Source organism: Micromonospora sp. NPDC048868 (genome assembly GCF_043198195.1).
Lineage (GTDB): Bacteria > Actinomycetota > Actinomycetes > Mycobacteriales > Micromonosporaceae > Micromonospora > Micromonospora reichwaldensis.
In genome coordinates, this window is record NZ_JBICUN010000006.1 from 156,257 (window position 1) to 176,567 (window position 20,311).

The window sequence follows — 20,311 nt, forward strand, 5'->3', positions numbered from 1 at the left end:
TGCCTGGAGCTGACGGTCCCTAGAGGGTCAGGGTCCAGCCGTCGATGTAGCCGGTGTCGCCGGAGGCGGCGTCCTGGACGCGCAGGTTCCAGGTGCCGTTACGGGTCTCCGTGGAGAGGTTGACCGTGTAGGTCTGGTTGATGTTGTCGGCGGAGCCGCCGGTGCGGTTGTGCAGGGTGTAGGCGCTGCCGTCGGGGGCGACCAGGCTGACGACGAGGTCACCGACGTAGGTGTGCACGATCTGCACGGCGACCTTGCTGGTCGACGAGGCGGTACCGGTGCAGCCGGCGATCGCGATGCTGCTGGTGACCGTCGCGTTGTCGTTGACGGTGACGTTGTTGGCGTTGGTGCCGGTGCAGTTCGTCGTGCCGGAGCCGCCCAGGTTGAGCGTCCAGCTGTTCACGTAGCCGGTGTCGCCGCTGGCGGCGTCCTGGACCCGCAGCTTCCAGGTGCCGTTGGCGACCTCGGAGGAGAGGTTGACCGTGTAGGTCTGGTTGATGTTGTCGGCGGATCCGCCGGTGCGGTTGTGCAGGGTGTAGGCGCTGCCGTCGGGGGCGACGAGGCTGACGGCGAGGTCACCGATGTAGGTGTGCACGATCTGCACGGCGACGGTGCTGGCGGAGCCTGCGGTGCCGGTGCAGCCCGCGATGGTGATGGTGCTCTCCACCGTGGCGTTGTCGCTGATCGTCACGTCGGTGCCGTTGGTCTGGGTGCAGCCGGTGGGCGGCGGGGGCGGCGGGGGCGTGGTGCCGCCGTCGCCGACGTACAGCAGCTTGTTGGGCGAGCCGGTGCCGGGGCTGGTCACCGCGTTGCTGGTGGCGTCGGCGACGAGCTTGTCGCGTACCTGCTGCGGGGTGAACGTCGGGTTGGCGGCGAGCACGAGCGCGGCGGCGCCGACCACGTGCGGGGTCGCCATCGAGGTGCCGCTGATGCTGTTCGTGGCCGTGTTGCTGGTGTGCCAGGCCGAGGTGATCGAGCTGCCGGGCGCGAAGATGTCCAGGCAGGTGCCGATGTTGGAGAACGACGAGCGGGCGTCGGTGTTGGTGGTCGAGCCGACGGTGATGCCGGCGAGGAGGCTGGCCGGCGAGCTGTTGCAGGCGTTCGCGCCGTAGTCGTTGCCGGCCGCCAGGCCGTAGGTGACGCCGTCGGCGATGGAGCGGGCCACCGCGTCGTTGAGGGCCTGGCTGAAGCCGCCGCCGAGGCTCATGTTCGCCACCGCGAGCTGGCCGGCGGCGTGGTCGCCGGTCACCCAGTCGACGCCCTGGATGACGCCGGCGTCGGTGCCGCTGCCCTCGCAGTCGAGCACCCGGACACCGACCAGCGTGACGCCCTTGGCCACCCCGTAGGCGGTGCCGCCGACCGTGCCGGCCACGTGCGTGCCGTGCCCGTTGCAGTCGTCCGCGCTGCCGCCATCGATGGAGTCGAAGCCGGTGACGGCACGACCGCCGAAGTCGCTGTGGCCGAACCGGATGCCGGTGTCGATGATGTACGCCTTCACGCCCGAGCCGGTGTTCGGGTAGGTGTACGAGTTGTTCAGCGGCAGTGCGCGCTGGTCGAGCCGGTCCAGGCCCCAGGACGGGGTGGGGCTCTGCGTACCGCTGATCCGCATGGTGTGGTTCTGCTGGACGTAGCGCACCGAGGGGTCGGCGGCGAGCCGCTTGGCCTCCGCCTCGGACATCCGGGCCTCGAACCCGCGCAGCGCGTTCTGGTACGTCCGGTTGACCGCGCCCCGGTGCCGGCCGGCGAGGTCACGCGCCTTCTTGGTGACGTCGGTCCGGCCCACCGAGGTGTCCTTGAAGACCACGATGTACGAGTCGTCGACGGCGGTGGCGCCGCCCGCCATGAGGATCTGTCCCTCGGCGGGGGCAGCCGTCGCGGGGGCGCCGAACGCCACGGCGGTGGCGACGGCGGCGGTCAACACGCCGACGCGCCAGCGGCGCGCGGCGGGGTAGGGGAGTGTCATCCCTCGGGTGTTCCTCTCGTTACACGACGGCGGGTCCCGCCATCGATCGCAATTGATCAAAGTGAGCAAGAGCGTAGGGCCTCCACGGCGAAAAGTGGAGACGTGAGAGCACCTTGTGTTTAGAGGTCGAACTGCGGTAATGCATCGACGCGTCGCGAAGTTCCGGCCGTCGCCCGCTCGTGCGGATCAGCTCCCGGTGGAGGGGCTACGTTGCTGCGTGTGGACCCGGTCGCCTTTCATGTCGCCTCCCGCCCCGCCCACGGCGAGGGCGAGCTGACTGTCCACCACCCGTACGACGGGCGCGCCGTCGGTCGTACCACCCTCGCCACCGCCGGCCAGGTCGAAGCGGCCGTCGCGGCAGCCGCCGGGGTGGCCGCGGAGGTCGCGGCACTGCCCGCGCACGCCCGCGCGGCGGCCCTGGACCACGTGTCCCGGCGGCTCGCCGAGCGGGCCGAGGAGTTCGCGCGGCTCATCACCGCCGAGAACGGCAAGCCGCTGAAGTGGGCCCGCGCCGAGGTCGGGCGGGCCGTCTCGACCTTCCGCTGGGCCGCCGAGGAGGCCCGGCGCTTCTCGGGCGAGCTGCAACGCCTCGACACCGACCCCGCCGCCACCGGGCGGATCGCCCTGGTCCGGCGGGCGCCGAAGGGGCCGGTGCTCGGCATCGCGCCGTTCAACTTCCCGCTGAACCTCGTCGCGCACAAGGTCGCCCCGGCCATCGCGGTCGGCGCCCCGATCATCGTCAAGCCCGCCCCCGCAACCCCGCTGTCGGCGCTGCTGCTGGGCGAGCTGCTCGCCGAGACCGACCTGCCGGAGGGGGCGTTCTCGGTCCTGCCACTACCGAACGAGCGCGCCGCCGAGCTGGTCGCCGACCCCCGGCTGCCGGTGGTCTCGTTCACCGGCTCCGGGCCGGTAGGCGCGGCGATCCGCCGCTCGGTGCCCGAGAAGCACGTCACCCTGGAGCTGGGCGGCAACGCCGCCGCCGTGATCTGCGAGGACTGGAACACCGCCGAGGACCTGACCTTCGCCGCGCACCGCATCGCGACGTTCTCCAACTACCAGGCCGGCCAGTCGTGCATCGCCGTGCAGCGGGTCTACGCGCACGAATGGCTCTACGACGCGTTCCTGCCCCGCCTCGTCGCGGCGGTGCAGGAACTGCGGGTCGGCGACCCGTCCGACCCCCTCACCGACGTCGGGCCGCTGATCTCCGCCGACGCCGCCCGCCGGGTCGAGGCGTGGGTGGACGAGGCCGTCACCGCCGGCGCCACCATCGAGCTGGGCGGCCGGCGCGACGGCGCGACGTACCCGCCGACCGTGCTCTCCGGCGTGCCGGCGGACGCCAGGGTCTGCGCCGAGGAGGTCTTCGGGCCCGTGCTGGTGGTCGCCCGCGTCGCGCACGACCAGGCCGCGTTCGCCGCCGTCAACGACTCGGCGTACGGGTTGCAGGCGGGGGTCTTCACCCACCGCCTCGACACGGCCTTCGCGGCGCACCGCGCCTTGGAGGTGGGCGGGGTGATCGTCGGCGACGTGCCGTCGTACCGGGCCGACCAGATGCCGTACGGCGGGGTGAAGGGCAGCGGCGTCGGGCGGGAGGGTGTGCGCAGCGCCATGGAGGACTACACGGAGCCCCGGGTCATGGTGCTGACCGGCCTGTCGCTGTAGCGCCGCCCGCTCACCAGGTGCCGTCGTCGCGTACGCGGGCCGGCGCCCGGCCGAGCAGCAGGGTGGTCAGCGCGGCGTCGATGTCCTCGCCGAGGAACCACTCGCCGGCCTGGTCCAGCGCGAAGACCCGCCCCCGCTCGTCGACGGCGAGGATGCTCTCCTGCCGCTCGGTGCCGATGGGGAAGAGCCGTACGCCGAGCACGGCCGCGAAGTCGGCCAGCGTGTCGGCGGTGTGCGCGACCTGTCGTGGACGGATGTCGAAGCGGGAGATCCACACCTGTTTGCCGGGACCGCGCCGCGCGCCCACCAGGCTCGGGAAGGCGGTGAGCGTCGACAGGACCGCGGGGAAGTCGGGATGTGCGGACGTCTCACCCCGGACGGCACCGACGTCCCTGATGGCGGACAGGGCGACGATCTCGTCCCCGAAGTGCGGCCGCCAGCCAGCCGCGACGAGTGCCTGCGCGACGTCCGGGTGGAACCGGCCCGGGACCGGGTCGGGCTGCGGGTCCGGCTGCCACGGCATCGTGAAGGCCCGGTCGGACCAGGGCAGGACGTGGAAGTCCACAAGCGTGTCCACACAGGAGTCGCACGGGCGGTCGGCGAGGCCGCCGTTCGGATCGCCCGGCTCGCGCACCCGGTGGACCTCGAACCGGGCGGTCTCCAGGATGTCCTGCGCGTCGGCCATGCCGAGTGGCGCGATGCCCTCGGCGGCGCGGTGGTGGTCGTAGTGGTGCAGGACGTCGGAGACGACGATCAGCTCGGCGTGCCGGTCGCCGCCGCGTACGAGGTGGCCGGCGGGTTGCTCGTCCAGGTAGGAGCGCACGAGTGGGTGGTGGTTGAGGGTGAGGTCGCCCTTGGCGCCCTGGGCGCGGAAGAGTCGTCCCCCGACCGTGAGGTGGGCCGCCGTGTTGGGGGTCGGTAGGCGGCGGATCTCGCGGAGCAGTTGGCTGGCGGGATCGACGGTGCGGGGCACGCCGGGGCCCTGCGGGCGGCTGCGGCGGTACATCTGCGCGACCGCGTCGGTCGGCACGCGCGGCCAGGTGGTCGTCTCGCCGGTGACCTTGTCGATGACGGTGGTGGGCAGGTCGCCGGGCATCGTGCTCGCCTCGATGGGCACGGTGGACGTGATGACGTAGCCGAGTTCGAACTCGTCGACATGGGGGTGGCAGTCGTGTCCCAGTCGTTGTGACTCGCGGCGGGCCCACACGGCGGCGAGTTGCTCGGCCTGCTGGCGATCGATCACGGCTTGAAAGTACCGGACCCCACGGATTCGTGGCGCCCGGTATGGTTCGCCCTACCGACGGTAACCGGGGGGAGGGTGGCGTTGGCCGAGAGTGTGGACCGGGACGCCAATCGCGCGCTGCGGGCGCGGTTCGACGAGGTGTACGGGGACTACCAGCGACTGAGGTCCGGTCTGGACGAGCTGCAGGGCCGGCTCGCCGAGCTGCGGGTGACCGAGCGCTCCGAGGACGGTCAGGTGACCGCCACCGCCGGTGCCCGTGGCGAGCTGATCTCGGTCGAGCTGCACCCCGCCGTCTTTCAGGACCGGGACGCGAAGGCGTTGAGCCGGAAGATCACGGCCACCGTCCACCAGGCCGGCGCTGCGGCGGTCGCCGCCACCCAGGAACTCGTGGCCGGCTACCTGCCCGCCGGCTCCGGGGCGACGGACTTCCTGCGTACGGGTGACTTCGGTTCCTTACTGGGCCGGGCCGACGCCGTACTGCGCCGGGGCGAGTGATGGACGGTCAGCTCTGGCTCGACCCGCAGCGCGCCCGACGCGGGGGCGTCGACCTCGCGCTGTCCGGCGAGGCCGTCACGGCACGCCGTCGCCAGCTGGGCGGCGCCATCGCGGCGGCGAGCGACCGCTCGCCGTGGGGCAAGGACGACATCGGGGCCGCGTTCGAGCAGAAGTACCGCAGCTTCGAGGAGCTGGTCCTGCGCGCGTGGGAGGGCGTGGGTCGGCACCTGGAGGGCCTCGGCGCCGATGTGGTCCGGTCGGTGGACGCCAACCTGCGGACGGATGCGGCGAGTGCGGGGCGGCTCGGCCGCGTCGGCGACCGGCACCAGCAGCGCTGATCCGCTGAGGAGACCCGGATGAGCGTGTTGCCGAGCCCCATCCCGCACCCGCTGGACTACTCGCCCTGGCAGTTGCCTGGCTGGGTCTACGAGGCCCTCGACTGGGTGATCGGTGTCGAGTGGCCGGAGGGCAACGAGCGGGCGGTCTGGGAGCTGGCGGATCAGTGGTATGCGGTGGCCGCCGCGTTGGCGGGGCCGCGTGCCGGCGCCGTTGCCGCCGCTGGTGAGGTGCGAGGCGGGTACGGCGGCGTCGGGGCGGTCGCGGCGGCCTTCGACGCCGCCTGGCGTCGGGTGGCGGAGGGCGACGAGGCGCCGCTGCCGGTGCTGCTGGCTGTCAGCACGGAGCTGGGTCGGTTGGTGGAGGAGTGCGGCTGCGACATCGAGGGCGCGAAGCTCGAGGTGTGGATCGAGCTGGGCATCCTGGTGGTCGAGTTGCTGTCGCTGGCGGTGGCGACGGTGCTCACCGCCGGTGCGGCCTCGCCCGCCGCCGGGGCAGCGATCGCGGCCACCAGGATGGTCGTGCAGCAGATCTTCAAGCGGCTGATGGCGCAGCTCGCCCGCAAGTCGATCAAGCAGGGGCTCAAGGAGGCCGGTGAGCGGGCGGCGAAGGAGGTCACCAAGGGCGGCATGCGGGGGTTCAGCCGTCGGGCGGCGCTGAGTGGTGTGTCGGAGGCGGCCGAGGAGGGCGGCATCAACCTCGCCACGCAGGCGTACCAGAACTCGACGGGCCGCCGGCACGGGCTGGACGTGACGGAGTTGGGGACCACGGCGCTCGGCGGTATGGCCGGCGGGGCGGTGGCGCCGCTGGCGGGTCTGGGGCGACACGCCACCGGCCGGGGTGCCCGAGTCGGGGAGCACTTCGGCCGCGAGATGGCCGGCGAGGTGATGGCCGACCAGGCCGCGCGCCTGGCCACCGGCCAGGGGTTGACCTCGGTGGAGGACGCGGCCCGCGCGGCGGCGTCCGGTGCCCGTGGTTCCGCCACCGCGCAGGCCGACGCGGCCTTGCAGGCACGGCTCAACGGCCAGCTGAGCGCCCTGGCCGGGATGCCGCTGACGTCGACGGGAGCCGGCGGGCTCCCGACGCCTCCCGCAGCGCCGGCAGCGGACGGGCCATCCGTGGCCACGCCCAGCGCGGGGGTTGGGCAGCCCGGTGCCGTGCCTGGCGCGGGAGCGGAGCCGCCGGCCCACGGATCAGCGGCAGCGGTCAGCGGGCCGGGGGAGGGCCAACGAGGTGTGACCGGTGCTGAGCCGGCACCGTCGGCCCGGCCATCGCCGGAGGCCCGGCCGGAACCGGCCGGCCCCACGGCGAACACCGCCGCCCGAGCGGATGACACGACGACCCCCGCGCCCGTGGCTGCTGCCGGAGTCGAACGGACCGGCGCGACCGTCGAGGCCACGTTGTCCGCGTTGCCGGAGTCCGCACTCAGCCCGACGCTCTCCTCCGCCACGACGGCAGCGCCCGTCCTCGGCGCCGGGGGCATCTCGACCGGCGTGGAGAGCCAGGCGACCATTTCCGGGCACGCCGCGAGCGGCGCCGCTTCCGTCAACGCCGCGAGCGCTGCCAACCCGTCGGTCGCGCCGACAGCGGCCCCGGTGAACGGGCCCGGCGCAGGCCTGGGCACCGCGACCATCGGGCCGGCCTCTGCCTCACTTCCCGAGCCGAGAGCGGTTGCGTCCGTCCCAGGCGCGGCCCACGTCCCGCCGGTCGCCAGTGCCGAGCCCGCAGTCGCACGAGGAACTACCGGGACGGCGCCGGCACCGCCGCAGCCGGCACCACCGACGATGCTGCCTTCGCCCGGTGCGCCGGCAGCCGAGCAGAGCCGGCCCGTCAGCAGCGACACATCGACAGCGGCCGGCCGGGAGGATGCGGCGGGTCCCCGGGTCAGGAGCCCCGAGTGGTACGCGGCCAAGTGGGCCCTCGACCGGGACGCGTTCGAGAGGCGTCGCTACCGCGGCTACTACGAGTCGCAGCGGGCGTGGTTCGAGGACAAGCGCCGTTCTGATGAAGCCGCGCGCCTGCGGACCCGCGCCGACGAGCACCACCAGCGGGCGCGGGACTTTGCCGCCCACGCCTTCCACCTGCACCGCACGGGCCAGGCCCGCCAGGCTGACGCATGGCAGTGGGCGGCGAACGACGAGATGCGGACGTACGGGCAGTACCTGGACCACGCGGAGGCCGTACTGGCCGGCGGCGTCGTGCCGTCCGTCGTGGGCGTCGTCGATCCCGCGGACTTCCGTCGGGTCAACGACGACGTCGGGGACCTGGCGTACGGCGCCGTGGAGACCGTCGACCGTTCGGCGTTGACGGGCGACGACTACCCGCCGCCGATCGACCGGTCACGCGACTACGGCCGGCCCGGCGGTCTGCGTCCGCCGCTGGCCCTGCACCAGACCGACATCGAGCGGCAGGTGCCCCGAGAACCCGACGGAAGCGTCCGCCGCAATGCCGACCCCCGGCAGGGCGGCTGGTTCGGGCTGGTCAACGACGGCGGACCGCAGGCCGACCCGACCCGCGGCATCAACTGCATCGACTGCACCCTGTCGATGTTCGACACCTGGATGCACGGCCGCCCCCGGGTCGCCGCCCCCCGCACCTTCGACGCCTACGTGGCAGGCGACGTCACACGCCCCATCAACGGCGAACGAGACGGCATCGGACGGGTGGAGGACATCACCGGAGGCCGCTTCCAACGCCTCTGCCAGCCCACCCAGGACATCCAGGGCACCCAGCGACAGCACGCCATCGACACCGGATACCGCAACCTCCACGCCCAACTACGCCTCGGCGGCCCCGGCAGCTTCGCCTTCGTCATCAACAACTGGGAACAGGGCGGCGCCCACATCTGGGTCGCCCTCAACCAGAACGGCACCATCCTCTACCTCGACCCACAGACCGGCGCCGTGTCGACCACACCCCTCTACCGGCACCACGGCGTCGCGCACCCCCACAACGCCGTCGACACCGAAGTCCTGATACTCGGCTCCGACGGCAGACCCATGCCACTGGGCGGACTACGACGAGGACGATTCAGCCAACGACCAGACCTACCGCAGTACCCACCCGCCGACACCGACCAGGGATACGGCGAACTGCACCTCAACCGCATGTATCTCCTGGACGGACCGGGCTCGGCTCCTCAGGGAGCGGAACAGGCGGGCTTGTCTGAGGGCCCGGCGACTCATGAGGTGGACGGGCCCGAGCCGGACTGGAAACGGGCTGAGGCTTTGCTGCCATCCGATGACTCCGGTTACAGGATTCAACGTCGAGACTGTGAGTTCCTGGGGATAACGCCTGATGCGGTAGTTGCGTGGGCGGAACGACGTGCTCCACTCGGCCTGACACCTGAGACTTTCGAGCAGATGACGGCAGCATTGTTTGACGCGCTCGAGGCAGATGGCGTCAGCAGCGATCAGGTCGATGTCAGACTTCAAGGTTCCTCATCGAACTTCTTCTCCGGGGCACACAAGACTCTTCCCGCAGAGGATCAGATTTCTGAGTATCCAGAATCGGTCGAGCGGATGAGGGCGTGGCGAGAGGGTGGTGCGCTGCCAGTGCGTCGACCCTTCGACTCAATGCACAAGTTGGGATTGGAGGAGCCGAGTGATTTAGACTTGCAGATATCGTCGGACGTGATGGTTGAAAGAGCTGTGGCGGTCGGCGCGCGCGAGTTTCCGGACCTCCGCGTGGTGAACAAGAAATTCGGATTCGTAACCAGGAAGGTCGCGAGGCTGTGTTTTCCTGCCATCTTTGACTGGGCGGATAGATGTAGCGGAGTTCTGGGGCGCGACGTGGTCCCGGCGATATTTCCGAAGGTGGGCCCGCCAGATCGATCTTCAGACGGTGTATCGTCCCACTTCAAGCCGGAGGACTGGATGATTGAGGACAATCGTGACCGATAGCTGGGTGTTGAGATTGGCCGGGGCGGTTGACGCCCACGCTCTTGAACGGTTGCGGGCGGAGCTTGGCCTCAGTCGACTCGGTCGGCTGGCGGACGATTGGGATGAGCTCTTCGGGGAAGCGGCGTGGGAAGTTCAGGGGCAGATGGTCCGGGTCGAATTATGGCGCGATGTCGACTCGTTGGAGTGGCGCCTTGACGTGGAAGGTATGGCCCCACTGCCGGAGGCCGAGAGGGTGAGCGTGTTGGCGCGAGTTCAGGCGGCACTGCGCTCGACAGGGCTGACGCCATCTTCGATCATGAAGCGTCCATGAGCGCCAGCCTGCTTCGCCGCTCGCGAGTGCTGTGTGGCAGCAGGCTATTGGCTTGTGTGCAAAGGGTCTTGACGCAACGTGATCGCCGAAGTGCAGGGCCGGCCACTGAACTCAACGAAGCAGGCCGTACGGAACGGGCTGAGCCGTGAGGGGCAAGAGGCCTACTGGCAGGCTGTGAGCGATGACCGGAGGGTGAATTGACTGTGGTGGAGATTCCTTCAGGCAACGTCCTTCCCGCTTTCTACAGCTACTACGAATCCCCGGTAAAGATCGTTTCGGCGGGCGACGGTAGCGTCGCCGTCTGGCGATTGTCCAAGGACACGGGTGGTTGGGATTCGGCGAATCATCTCATTGGCAAGCTGCTCGCTGCCGATGATGATGAAATCGAGGAACTTACTCGCGAAAGATTCATCTGTCTCGCTGAGCACGACCGCGGCTACTATCTTCGCGGTGAGGGCCCCGTCTATGCCCTCTACGAGACGGTTCGGGCGATCCAGGACGGGGTGGCTTGCGAGAGGCGGTACCCGAATCCCACCGAACTCGCCCTGATCGCCGGAATTCAACGCAGGACTTTCGTCATGTTCGAGGAACAACTCCAGCAGTCGGGCGATCCGGCCGCAGACCCAAGCCTGGGTTCGGAAGAGCAGGCGTAGGGCAACTTCTGAAGGGCAGTCGCACCAGAGTGTTCGCCAGAACCCCGACGCCGTTGTGGCTCTGGCTGGTCGGTAGTCCACCCAGGTGGGACGCCTGTTTCCGGCGGACGGTCACCGGCCGGGACGTGCCGAGGCGCTACCGCTCGGAGTCCGGCCAGTAGGCGTCCGCCGCCTGGAGGTCGCGGGTTCGGGGGCGGGTTGTCGTGCCGGAATACCATGACGAAATGGCTGAATCAGACAATGGGCAGAAGTCGCCCGGCCCTGGTGGGTGGCAGTCCAACGCCTGGGCGTGGCCGGTCGGCCTCATGCTCGGTCTGGTCATCGGCCTGGCCGCACTGGACGGAGCCGCCGGTGTGGGCGTCGGCATCGGTATGGGGGTGGCCTTCGCCGTCGCCCTCGGAGCCGGCAGTACCCGGGACACCGACGGCGAGGACACCGACGGCAAGGGCGACGACATGAAGGGCGACGACGGGTGGGACGCTCACGAGCAGGGCGCCGAGCGGCAGACGGTCGGCCCGGAGGGCGCCGGGACGCCGGGTGCCGACGGACAGGGCGTCGACAGGCCGCGCACCGACGGGCCGTCATGACGCCGGGCAAACCCGGAGCCGCGCGGGTGGAGACGACCGGGACGTCGGACCCCCGGATCGACAGGCCGGGCAGCGTGGCGGAGGCGCTGGCCGTACAGGAGCGGTTGCGGCCGCTGGTGGACCTGGTCGGGCCCGGTCCGGCCGAGCCCGCGACGGTGGCCGGGCTGGACGTGGCGTACGCCGAGAGCGGTGACCGGCTGGCGGCGGCCGTGACCGTGCTGGACGCCCGGACCCTCGCGGTGGTCGACTCGGCGGTGAGCGTGGGCCGGCCCGCGTTCAGGTACGTCCCGGGGCTCTTCGCCTTCCGCGAGCTGCCCGCGCTGCTCGACGCGCTCGACCGGCTGACCGTGCTTCCCGAGCTGCTGGTCTGTGACGGGCACGGGCTGGCCCACCCGCGCCGGTTCGGGCTCGCCTGCCACCTGGGCGTGGTGACCGGCCTGCCCGCCATCGGGGTGGGCAAGACGCCCCTGCTGGGGGAGTGGACGCCGCCGGCCCAGCGTCGGGGCGCGTGGACGCCGTTGCGCGACGGGGGCGAGACCGTGGGTCGGGTGCTGCGTACCCGGGACGGCGTGAAGCCGGTCTTCGTCAGCGTCGGCCACCGGATGAGCCTCGACGACGCGACCGCGCGGGTGCTGGCGTTGACGCCGCGCTACCGGCTGCCGGAGACCACCCGTACCGCCGACCGGCTCTGCCGCGACGCCCTGGCCGCTGCCGAGGCGACCGCCCGCGCCACCTGAGGCCGCCGCCGAGGCGAGGGCCCGCGCCACCTGAGGCCGCCGCCGAGGCGAGGGCCCGCGCCACCTGACGCCGCCGCCGAGGCGACGGCCCGCGCGATCTGGGGCCGCCGCCGGTTTCGGCAGGCCCGGACCGACGGACGCGCGAGCGTCCCGCCGCCGGCCAGGGTGCGTGGACCCGGTCGCGGGGTAATACGGCGCACATCCGGAGCGCTCAATGACCGGGCCCCGACGGGGCCCGGTAGTAGCCTGACCGGCGGACCCCCGTCGGGGGAGGAACGGCGAGGTGATCATGGCGGTACGTCGGCACGCGGCGCGGCTCGCGACGGTCTGCGCGTTGCTGGGCGGCCTGGTGGCGCTCGGCGCGACGCCGGCGCTCGCCGCAGGCGACTCGGTCCGGGTGCGTTCGGCCGGCAGCTTCACCGCCGGCGGTTCCGCCGGGGGCGTCTCGATCGAGGTGCGCAAGCGCAGCGATGGCTGCGTGCTGCTGCGTACCGCACTGGGGTTGCGCCTGGCCGGCCTGCGCGCCGACCAGGTCAGCGCGCAGGTCAACGTGGGCGGACGCTGGTTCCCGGTGCCGCTCTCCGGAAACGGTGGCAGCGCGGCCACGTCGGCCACCTCGCCCCTGAAGCCGAGGCTCTGCAAGGGCAAGACCATCACGGTGCGCTACCGGGTGGCGTTCGACGCGGAGGTGCCGGGCGGCCGGCTGACCGTCAGCGGCGCGGCCAGCGACGCGCTCGGGCGGGCCCTGGGCCGGGGCGCGGTGGCGTCCCGGGTGGTCGGCGACCGGGCCACGCCCTCGCCGACGCCGAAGCCGTCGAAGAAGCCGTCGCCCACCCCGAGCGCGGTCGCCACGGAGGTGCGGGCCGGCGCGGCGGATCCGAGCCTGGCCGCCGGCCAGGGCGCGGGCGCCGTCAGCAACGCGGCTGAGGAGGAATCCTCCGGCGGCTCGGTGGTCATGTTCTTCGGGATCGCCATGGTCGCCGTCGGGATCCTGCTCATCGTCCTGCTGTTCCGCCGCTCGCGGGCGGACAAGGAGCCGGCCGACCCGGGCCACGTCCCGCTGCCCCGCAACCCCGGCGGCACCACCTACCGCTCCGGGCAGGGCCCGGCCGCCGCCCCCGGCCCACCCGGCCAGGTGTACGGGCAGCAGCCGCCCGCCCCCGGCCTGTACGGTGGCGCGCCCGCCCCGCGCCCGGCTGGCGGCGCGCCCGCCCCACGTCCCGCCGGCGGCGTGTACGGCAGCCGTCCGGCGCCGGCCCCGGAGGCCACGCAGGTGGTGCCCGGCGCGCCGGCCGCCCCGCCCGTGTCGGCCCCGCCGGCGCCCCCGGTGCCGGGGCAGTACGGGGCGCCGCCGCCCGTGCCGCCCGCCCAGGGCAAGCCCGGTGACCCGCCGCCGGAGACCGGCGGTGGCGACCACACGGTGTTCATGCCCCGGCTCCCCGGCTGAGCCGGGCCGCGCCGCGCCGCTCCGATACGCTCAGGCCGTTGAGGACCTGCGGCGCGAGGAGCGAGACCGGTGTCTGATCTGTCCCAGATCGTGAAGGCCTACGACGTCCGTGGGACGGTGCCGGACCAGTGGGACGAGCAGGCCGCCGAGGCCCTCGGCACGGCCTTCGCGCAGGTGCTGGACGGCTTCGGCGAGCGGGACGGGGCGGCGCTCGTCGCGCACGACATGCGGGCCACCGGTCCTGCTCTGGCCGCCGCCTTCGCCGCTGGCGTGCGCGCCGAGGGGCGCGCCGTCATCGAGCTGGGCCTCGCCTCCACCGACATGCTCTACTACGCCTCCGGCGCGCTGGGGCTGCCCGGCGCGATGTTCACCGCCAGCCACAACCCGGCGCAGTACAACGGCATCAAGATGTGCCGCTCCGGGGCGCGCCCGATCGGGCAGGACAGCGGGCTGGCCGAGATCCGCGAGCGGGCGCAGGCCCTGCTGGACAAGGGCGAGCGCCCGACCGCCACGCCGGCCGCGCCGGCCGAGCGCCGCGACCTGCTGGCCGACTACGCGGCGTACCTGCGGCAGCTGGTCGACCTCTCGGACATCCGTCCGCTGAAGGTGGTCGTCGACGCCGGCAACGGCATGGCCGGCTACACCGTCCCGGCCGTGCTCGGCGACGCCGTCCTGCCGGCCCTGCCGCTGGAGATCGTGCCGCTCTACTTCGAACTCGACGGCACCTTCCCCAACCACGAGGCCAACCCGCTGGACCCGGCCAACCTGGTCGACCTCCAGCGCGCGGTGATCGAGCACGGCGCCGAGATCGGCCTGGCGTTCGACGGCGACGCCGACCGCTGCTTCGTGGTCGACGAGCGCGGCGAGCCGGTCTCGCCGTCGGCGGTCACGGCCCTGGTGGCGGCCCGCGAGCTGGCCAAGCACCCCGGCTCGACGGTGATCCACGGTCTGATCACCTCCCGGGCGGTGCCGGAGATCATCCGCGAGCACGGCGGCGAGCCGGTCGTCGCCCGGGTCGGGCACTCCTTCATCAAGGCGGAGATGGCCCGGACGAACGCGATCTTCGGCGGCGAGCACTCCGCCCACTACTACTTCCGCGACTTCTGGTTCGCCGACACCGGCATGCTCGCCGCGCTGCACACCCTGGCCGCCCTGGGTGAGCAGTCGCTGCCGCTGTCCGTGCTGGCCGGCGAGTACGAGCGGTACGTGGCCTCCGGCGAGATCAACTCGACGGTGGCCGACCAGGCCGCCAAGGTGGCCGAGGTGCGGGCCGCGTACCCGCAGGCCGACGTCGACGAGATGGACGGGCTGACCCTGCGCTTCCCGGACGGCGCGTGGTTCAATCTGCGCGCCTCCAACACCGAGCCGCTGCTGCGGCTCAACGTCGAGGCCCCGACGCGGGAGCGGATGACCGCCCTCCGTGACGAGGTGCTCGACCGCGTTCGCCGATAAGATCGCCTGCGCCGGTCGGCACCGTCGATCGGTGAGACCGCATACGTGGAAGGAGCCGCGCCGTGGCCCTGGACCCGCAGTTGCTGGAAATCCTCGCCTGTCCGGACACGCATCACGCCCCGCTCGACTACGACGCGCAGGCGCAGACGCTGACCTGCACCGAGTGCGGCCGGATCTTCGAGGTCCGCGACGACGTGCCGGTGCTGCTGCTGGACGAGGCGCGCGGCCCCGCGGAGCAGTCGTGATCGACGGCACGGCCGGGGTCAGCGGCCGGCGCGAGCCCGACGAGGCACTGCTCGACGACCCGGCCGCGCTGGCCGAGCACGACCCGGGCGGCATGCTGCGGCACACCGCCTCCGCCGGGGCGCAGGTCCGCGAGACGGCCGCGCTGGCCGCCGAGGCCAACCTCCAGGTGCTCGCCGACGAGGGCCGCCCCCGGGCGGTCGTCATCGCCGGCATCGGCACCGCCGGGCGTACCGGTGACGTGCTGGCCACCGTCGCCGGGCCGCGCTGTCCGGTGCCGGTCATCCCGCACCGCAGCGCCGGCGTGCCCGGCTGGGTGGGCGCCGCCGACGTGGTCATCGCCGTCAGCGCGTCCGGCCGCAGCCCCGAGGCGCTGGGCGCCGCCGAGGCCGCGCACCGGCGGGGCGCCCGGCTGGTCGCCGTCGGCGCGCCCGACTCGCAGTTGCAGTCCGTGGCCGAGCGGGCCCGGGCGCCGTTCATCCCGGTGCCCCGGCGCGCCCCGGCCCGGGCCAGCCTCTGGGCGCTCACCGTGCCGGTCCTGCTCGCCGCCCGTACGCTCGGGCTCGTGAAGGTCAACGAGGCGGATCTGGCGGAGACCGCGGCCCGGCTGGACGCGGACGCCGACCGCTGCCGCCCGACGGCCGAGTCCTTCGTCAACCCCGCGAAGTCGCTGGCCCTGGGCCTCGCCGGCTCGGTGCCGATCGTCTGGGGCTCGTCGCCGCTGGCGACGGTCGCGGCCCGTCGGTTCGGCGACACCCTGTCCGCCAACGCCCGCTACCCCGTGGTCAGCGGGGCGCTCGGCGAGGCGGGGCGCGGTCGGGTCGGCCTGCTCGACGGCGTGTTCGGCGGTCTGGCCGAGGGGGAGCGCGACATCTTCGCCGATCCCGACGCGGAGGCGCCGTCGGGCACCCGGCTGCGGTTGGTCCTGCTGCGCGACGGCGGGCTGAACCCGGAGGACGACGCCGACGAGCCGCTCGACGTCGAGGAGCGCCGCGCGGACGCCGTGCAGACCCTCGCCGAGCGGCGCGGCGTGCGCTGCGACGTGGTGACCGCCGAGGGCGGCTCCGCGCTGGAGCGGCTCGCCTCGCTGGTCGCCGTGCCGGACTTCGCCTCGATCTACCTCGCCCTGGCACACGGACTGGACCCGATGGCCGTGCCGGCCATCACCGAAATGAAGGAGCTGGCAAACCAGTGAGCGATAGCAGGGAACGGGTCGAGCGGCGCGTCGCGCCGATGCCCGGCGGTGCCGCGCGACACGACGGAGCGACCGCGTGAGCGCCAACGGTGGTACGAAGGCGATCGTCGCCGCCCTGCTGGCCAACGCCGGCATCGCCGTCACCAAGTTCGTCGCGTTCCTGCTGACCGGGTCGTCGTCGATGCTGGCCGAGTCGATCCACTCGGTCGCCGACTCCGGCAACCAGGCCCTGCTGCTGCTCGGCGGGCGGCGGGCCAAGCGTGCGGCCACCCCGCAGCACCCGTTCGGCTACGGCCGGGAGCGCTACATCTACGCGTTCATCGTCTCCATCGTGCTGTTCAGCGTCGGTGGTCTGTTCGCCCTCTACGAGGCGTACCACAAGTGGTCGCACGAGGAGGGCATCACCTCGTGGCACTGGGTGCCGGTCGTGGTGCTGGTGGCCGCGATCATCATGGAGACGTTCTCCTTCCGTACCGCGATCGTCGAGTCCAACCTCGTCCGGGGCAACCAGTCGTGGGTCAAGTTCGTCCGGCGCGCCAAGGCGCCCGAGCTGCCCGTGGTGCTGCTGGAGGACCTGGGCGCGCTGGTCGGCCTGGTCTTCGCGCTCTTCGGCGTGGGCATGACGCTGATCACCGGCAACGGCCGGTGGGACGCGGTGGGCACCGCGATGATCGGTGTGCTGCTGGTGGTCATCGCGATCATCCTGGCCATCGAGACCAAGAGCCTGCTGCTCGGTGAGGGTGCCGAGGCGCACGACGTCGCCGCGCTGGAGAGGGCGGTCACCGACGGCCCCGAGTTCGAGCGGATCATCCACATGAAGACGCTCTACCTCGGGCCCGAGGAGTTGATGGTGGCCGCCAAGGTCGCCGTGCCGGCCGGCGTCACCGCCGAGGTGCTGGCGCGGAGCATCAACACCGTCGAGGGTCGGATCCGCGCCGCCGTGCCGACCGCCCGGGTGATCTACCTGGAGCCGGACATCTACCGCGCCACCGCCGATCAGGCGGTCGCCGGGAGCGCGTCGCCCGCCGAGCCGGGTGAGGTCGCCGGGCGGCCCGGGAGCTGACCGGTGGAACTGCTGCACGGACCGATCCGCGACTACGCCTGGGGGTCCCGCTCGGCGATCGCCGAGTTGCAGGGGCGGCCGGCGCCGAGCGACGGCCCGGAGGCCGAACTGTGGCTGGGCGCCCACCCGGGCGGCCCGGCCCTGGTCGACCGCGACGGCGGCCGGGTGAGCCTGACCCACCTGCTGCTCGCCGAGCCGCACCACTGGCTCGGCGAGCGGCTGGTCGGCCGGTTCGGCACCCGGCTGCCGTTCCTGCTCAAGGTGCTCGCCGCGGATGCCCCGCTGAGCCTCCAGGCGCACCCGGACGCCGAGCAGGCCCGCGCCGGGCACGCCGCCGACGCCGCCCGCCCCGACGGGCAGCGCAACTACGTCGATCCGTACCACAAGCCGGAGCTGCTGGTCGCGCTCTCGCCGATGGAGGCGCTCTGCGGTTTCCGGGACCCGGCGGCCTCGGCGGCGGCGCTGGCCGGCTTCGGCGTACCCGCGCTGGAGCCGGTGCTGGCGGCGCTGCGGACCGGGCCGGTGGGCCTGCGTGACGCCGTACGACTGCTGCTGACCTGGCCCGCCGACGGGCGCGACGCGCTGGTGGCGGCCGTGGCGTCGGCGCCGGTCGCGGGGCCGGACGCGGAGCTGGCCCGGGACCTGGCCGCCGCCTACCCGGGCGACCCCGGGGTGCTGGTGGCGATGCTGCTCAACAGGGTGCGGCTGGCCCCCGGCGAGGCGATCTGGATGCCGGCGGGCAACCTGCACGCCTACCTGCGTGGCACCGGCGTGGAGATCATGGCGGCCAGCGACAACGTGCTGCGCGGCGGGCTGACGCCGAAGCGGGTGGACGTCGAGGAGCTGCTGCGGGTGCTGCGCTTCGAGGTGCTGCGCGACCCGGTGGTGCCGCCGCTGGAGATCGCCCCGGGCGTGGTCACGTGGCCGGTGCCGGTGGAGGACTTCGCGCTGCACCGGGTGACGGTGGGCGCGGGACTGCCGGCGGTGTCGGTCGAGGTGCCCGGGCCCCGGGTGGTGCTCTGCCGCTCCGGCGAGGTCTCGGTCGACGACGGGGCCGGCGCGGTGACGCTGGCGCCCGGGCGGGCGGCCGTCGGCAGCGCCGCCGCCGGGCCGCTGCGCCTGGGCGGCGCCGGGGAGGCGTACGTCGCGAGCTGCGGCCTGCGCTGAAAGGCGGGCCGGCGGGCGTGCAGGTGGGGCGCCTGGCGGCGCGCAAGTCCGACTTTTCCGGAATAGCTTGACGCGGCCCTGGCCGAGTGTGACTCTATGAGTACGCAGCGTTATCGCGACGAAGGTCCGAGAACGCGCGGGGGAACCAAACCGGGGGGATGCACGGGGCGGGCGGCCGAGGGACGGGACACCGTTCACGACCGACCGCCCCGTGCGCTGTCCGCTGATGTCTTCGTGCTCACTTCACCCGACCGGTCCTCCCGTCGGCGGCTCGCGCGCGTAAGGTGAATGGTCGCGCAGCACATCGTCCGACAGGAGATTTCATGACCAGCACCCTCCCGGCGTCCGCCAGCGGCACGCCGTCCGAGGCCCGGCCGAGCACTCTCGCCGAGGGCGACTACAAGGTGGCGGATCTGTCGCTCGCCGAGTTCGGGCGTAAGGAGATCCAGCTCGCCGAGCACGAGATGCCCGGCCTGATGGCGATCCGTCGTGAGTTCGCCGACGCCCAGCCGCTCGCCGGTGCCCGGATCACCGGGTCGCTGCACATGACCATCCAGACCGCCGTCCTCATCGAGACCCTGGTCGCGCTCGGCGCGCAGGTCCGCTGGGCGTCCTGCAACATCTTCTCCACCCAGGACCACGCCGCCGCCGCGATCGTCGTCGGCGCCGAGGGCACCCCCGAGGCCCCGGCCGGCGTCCCGGTCTACGCCTGGAAGGGCGAGAGCCTGGAGGAGTACTGGTGGTGCACCGAGCAGGTGCTCGCCTGGCCCGACGGGCAGGGCCCCAACATGATCCTCGACGACGGCGGCGACGCCACCCTGCTGGTGCACAAGGGCGCCGAGTTCGAGAAGGCCGGCGCCGTGCCGCCGGTCGAGTCCGCCGACTCCGAGGAGTACGCGGTCATCCTCGGCGTGCTGCACCGTTCGCTCGCCGAGGACAACCAGCGGTGGACCCGGATCGCCGCCGGCATCAAGGGCGTGACCGAGGAGACCACCACCGGCGTGCACCGGCTCTACGAGATGCACCGCGCCGGCACCCTGCTCTTCCCCGCCATCAACGTCAACGACTCGGTGACGAAGAGCAAGTTCGACAACAAGTACGGCTGCCGCCACTCGCTGATCGACGGCATCAACCGGGCCACCGACGTGCTGATCGGCGGCAAGATGGCGGTCGTGCTCGGCTACGGCGACGTCGGCAAGGGCTGCGCCGAGTCGCTGCGCGGCCAGGGCGCCCGGGTCGTGGTGACCGAGGTCGACCCGATCTGCGCGCTCCAGGCCGCGATGGACGGCTACCAGGTCGCCACCCTGGAGGACGTGGTCGAGCAGGCCGACATCTTCATCACCGCCACCGGCTGCTTCGACGTCATCACCAACGAGCACATGGCCCGGATGAAGCACCAGGCCATCGTCGGCAACATCGGCCACTTCGACAACGAGATCGACATGGCCGGCCTGGCGAAGCGTTCCGACGTCGAGCGGGTCAACATCAAGCCGCAGGTCGACCTCTGGAAGTTCGCCGACGGGCACGCCATCATCGTGCTGTCGGAGGGCCGCCTGCTCAACCTGGGCAACGCCACCGGCCACCCGAGCTTCGTGATGTCGAACTCGTTCGCCAACCAGACGATCGCCCAGATCGAGCTGTTCACGAAGACCGAGGAATACCCGATCGGCGTCTACGTGCTGCCCAAGCACCTCGACGAGAAGGTCGCCCGGCTGCACCTGGAGGCGCTCGGCGCCAAGCTGAGCACCCTGACCAAGGAGCAGGCGTCCTACCTCGGCATCTCCGTGGAGGGCCCGTTCAAGCCGGAGCACTACCGCTACTGACACCGACCGCGCCGACCGGGCCGACCGCTCCCTCCC

At 72.5% G+C, this 20,311-nt stretch carries 16 protein-coding genes; 14 read left to right on the forward strand and 2 right to left on the reverse strand.

Annotation, left to right across the window (positions count from 1 at the left end):
• Positions 1 to 19: 19 nt before the first annotated feature.
• Positions 20 to 1,963: a proprotein convertase P-domain-containing protein gene (locus ACGFNF_RS12020; RefSeq protein WP_357576434.1), complete on the reverse strand. Its 1,944-nt coding sequence runs from the start codon at positions 1,961 to 1,963 to the stop codon at positions 20 to 22.
• A gap of 219 nt (positions 1,964 to 2,182) precedes the next feature.
• Between ACGFNF_RS12020 and ACGFNF_RS12025 the strand changes: the two genes are divergently transcribed.
• On the forward strand, positions 2,183 to 3,622 hold the full coding sequence (locus ACGFNF_RS12025) for an aldehyde dehydrogenase family protein (RefSeq protein WP_357576435.1): 1,440 nt from the start codon (positions 2,183 to 2,185) through the stop codon (positions 3,620 to 3,622).
• A gap of 10 nt (positions 3,623 to 3,632) precedes the next feature.
• Here the strand turns inward: ACGFNF_RS12025 and ACGFNF_RS12030 are convergent, their stop codons facing one another.
• The gene (locus ACGFNF_RS12030; protein ID WP_393167515.1) at positions 3,633 to 4,865 is read right to left on the reverse strand and encodes an SUKH-3 domain-containing protein; all 1,233 of its coding nucleotides are present in this window, start codon (positions 4,863 to 4,865) and stop codon (positions 3,633 to 3,635) included.
• A gap of 75 nt (positions 4,866 to 4,940) precedes the next feature.
• On the opposite strand from ACGFNF_RS12030, the gene ACGFNF_RS12035 reads away from it, so the two are divergent.
• From ACGFNF_RS12035 to ahcY, 13 genes are all read left to right on the forward strand, one after another.
• Entirely contained in the window at positions 4,941 to 5,360 is a 420-nt protein-coding gene (locus ACGFNF_RS12035) for a YbaB/EbfC family nucleoid-associated protein (protein ID WP_357576437.1), read from the forward strand.
• A complete protein-coding gene (locus ACGFNF_RS12040) occupies positions 5,360 to 5,698 on the forward strand; it encodes a hypothetical protein (RefSeq protein ID WP_357576438.1) in 339 nt (112 codons plus the stop codon). The genes ACGFNF_RS12035 and ACGFNF_RS12040 overlap by 1 nt, the downstream gene beginning before the upstream one ends.
• 18 nt (positions 5,699 to 5,716) lie before the next feature.
• Entirely contained in the window at positions 5,717 to 9,598 is a 3,882-nt protein-coding gene (locus tag ACGFNF_RS12045; protein ID WP_393167518.1) for a toxin glutamine deamidase domain-containing protein, read from the forward strand.
• A gap of 513 nt (positions 9,599 to 10,111) precedes the next feature.
• The gene (locus ACGFNF_RS12050) at positions 10,112 to 10,561 is read left to right on the forward strand and encodes a hypothetical protein (RefSeq protein WP_393167520.1); all 450 of its coding nucleotides are present in this window, start codon (positions 10,112 to 10,114) and stop codon (positions 10,559 to 10,561) included.
• A gap of 224 nt (positions 10,562 to 10,785) precedes the next feature.
• Entirely contained in the window at positions 10,786 to 11,148 is a 363-nt protein-coding gene (locus tag ACGFNF_RS12055; protein ID WP_393167522.1) for a hypothetical protein, read from the forward strand.
• Positions 11,149 to 11,174: 26 nt separating this feature from the next.
• A complete protein-coding gene (locus ACGFNF_RS12060; RefSeq protein ID WP_393167524.1) occupies positions 11,175 to 11,885 on the forward strand; it encodes an endonuclease V in 711 nt (236 codons plus the stop codon).
• Positions 11,886 to 12,174: 289 nt separating this feature from the next.
• Positions 12,175 to 13,332: a hypothetical protein gene (locus ACGFNF_RS12065; protein ID WP_357576443.1), complete on the forward strand. Its 1,158-nt coding sequence runs from the start codon at positions 12,175 to 12,177 to the stop codon at positions 13,330 to 13,332.
• Between the two features lie 69 nt (positions 13,333 to 13,401).
• On the forward strand, positions 13,402 to 14,784 hold the full coding sequence (locus ACGFNF_RS12070) for a phosphomannomutase/phosphoglucomutase (RefSeq protein ID WP_393167526.1): 1,383 nt from the start codon (positions 13,402 to 13,404) through the stop codon (positions 14,782 to 14,784).
• A gap of 62 nt (positions 14,785 to 14,846) precedes the next feature.
• On the forward strand, positions 14,847 to 15,029 hold the full coding sequence (locus tag ACGFNF_RS12075; protein WP_089001904.1) for a Trm112 family protein: 183 nt from the start codon (positions 14,847 to 14,849) through the stop codon (positions 15,027 to 15,029).
• Positions 15,026 to 16,222: an SIS domain-containing protein gene (locus ACGFNF_RS12080; protein WP_311414196.1), complete on the forward strand. Its 1,197-nt coding sequence runs from the start codon at positions 15,026 to 15,028 to the stop codon at positions 16,220 to 16,222. The genes ACGFNF_RS12075 and ACGFNF_RS12080 overlap by 4 nt, the downstream gene beginning before the upstream one ends.
• Positions 16,223 to 16,298: 76 nt before the next feature.
• Positions 16,299 to 17,285 (forward strand): cation diffusion facilitator family transporter, encoded by a 987-nt coding sequence (locus ACGFNF_RS12085; RefSeq protein ID WP_357576445.1) that lies wholly within the window; start codon positions 16,299 to 16,301, stop codon positions 17,283 to 17,285.
• A 3-nt stretch (positions 17,286 to 17,288) separates the two neighbouring features.
• Positions 17,289 to 18,452 (forward strand): mannose-6-phosphate isomerase, class I, encoded by a 1,164-nt coding sequence (manA, locus tag ACGFNF_RS12090; RefSeq protein ID WP_357576446.1) that lies wholly within the window; start codon positions 17,289 to 17,291, stop codon positions 18,450 to 18,452.
• Between the two features lie 323 nt (positions 18,453 to 18,775).
• Entirely contained in the window at positions 18,776 to 20,275 is a 1,500-nt protein-coding gene (gene ahcY / locus ACGFNF_RS12095) for an adenosylhomocysteinase (RefSeq protein ID WP_357576447.1), read from the forward strand.
• Positions 20,276 to 20,311: the final 36 nt, after the last annotated feature.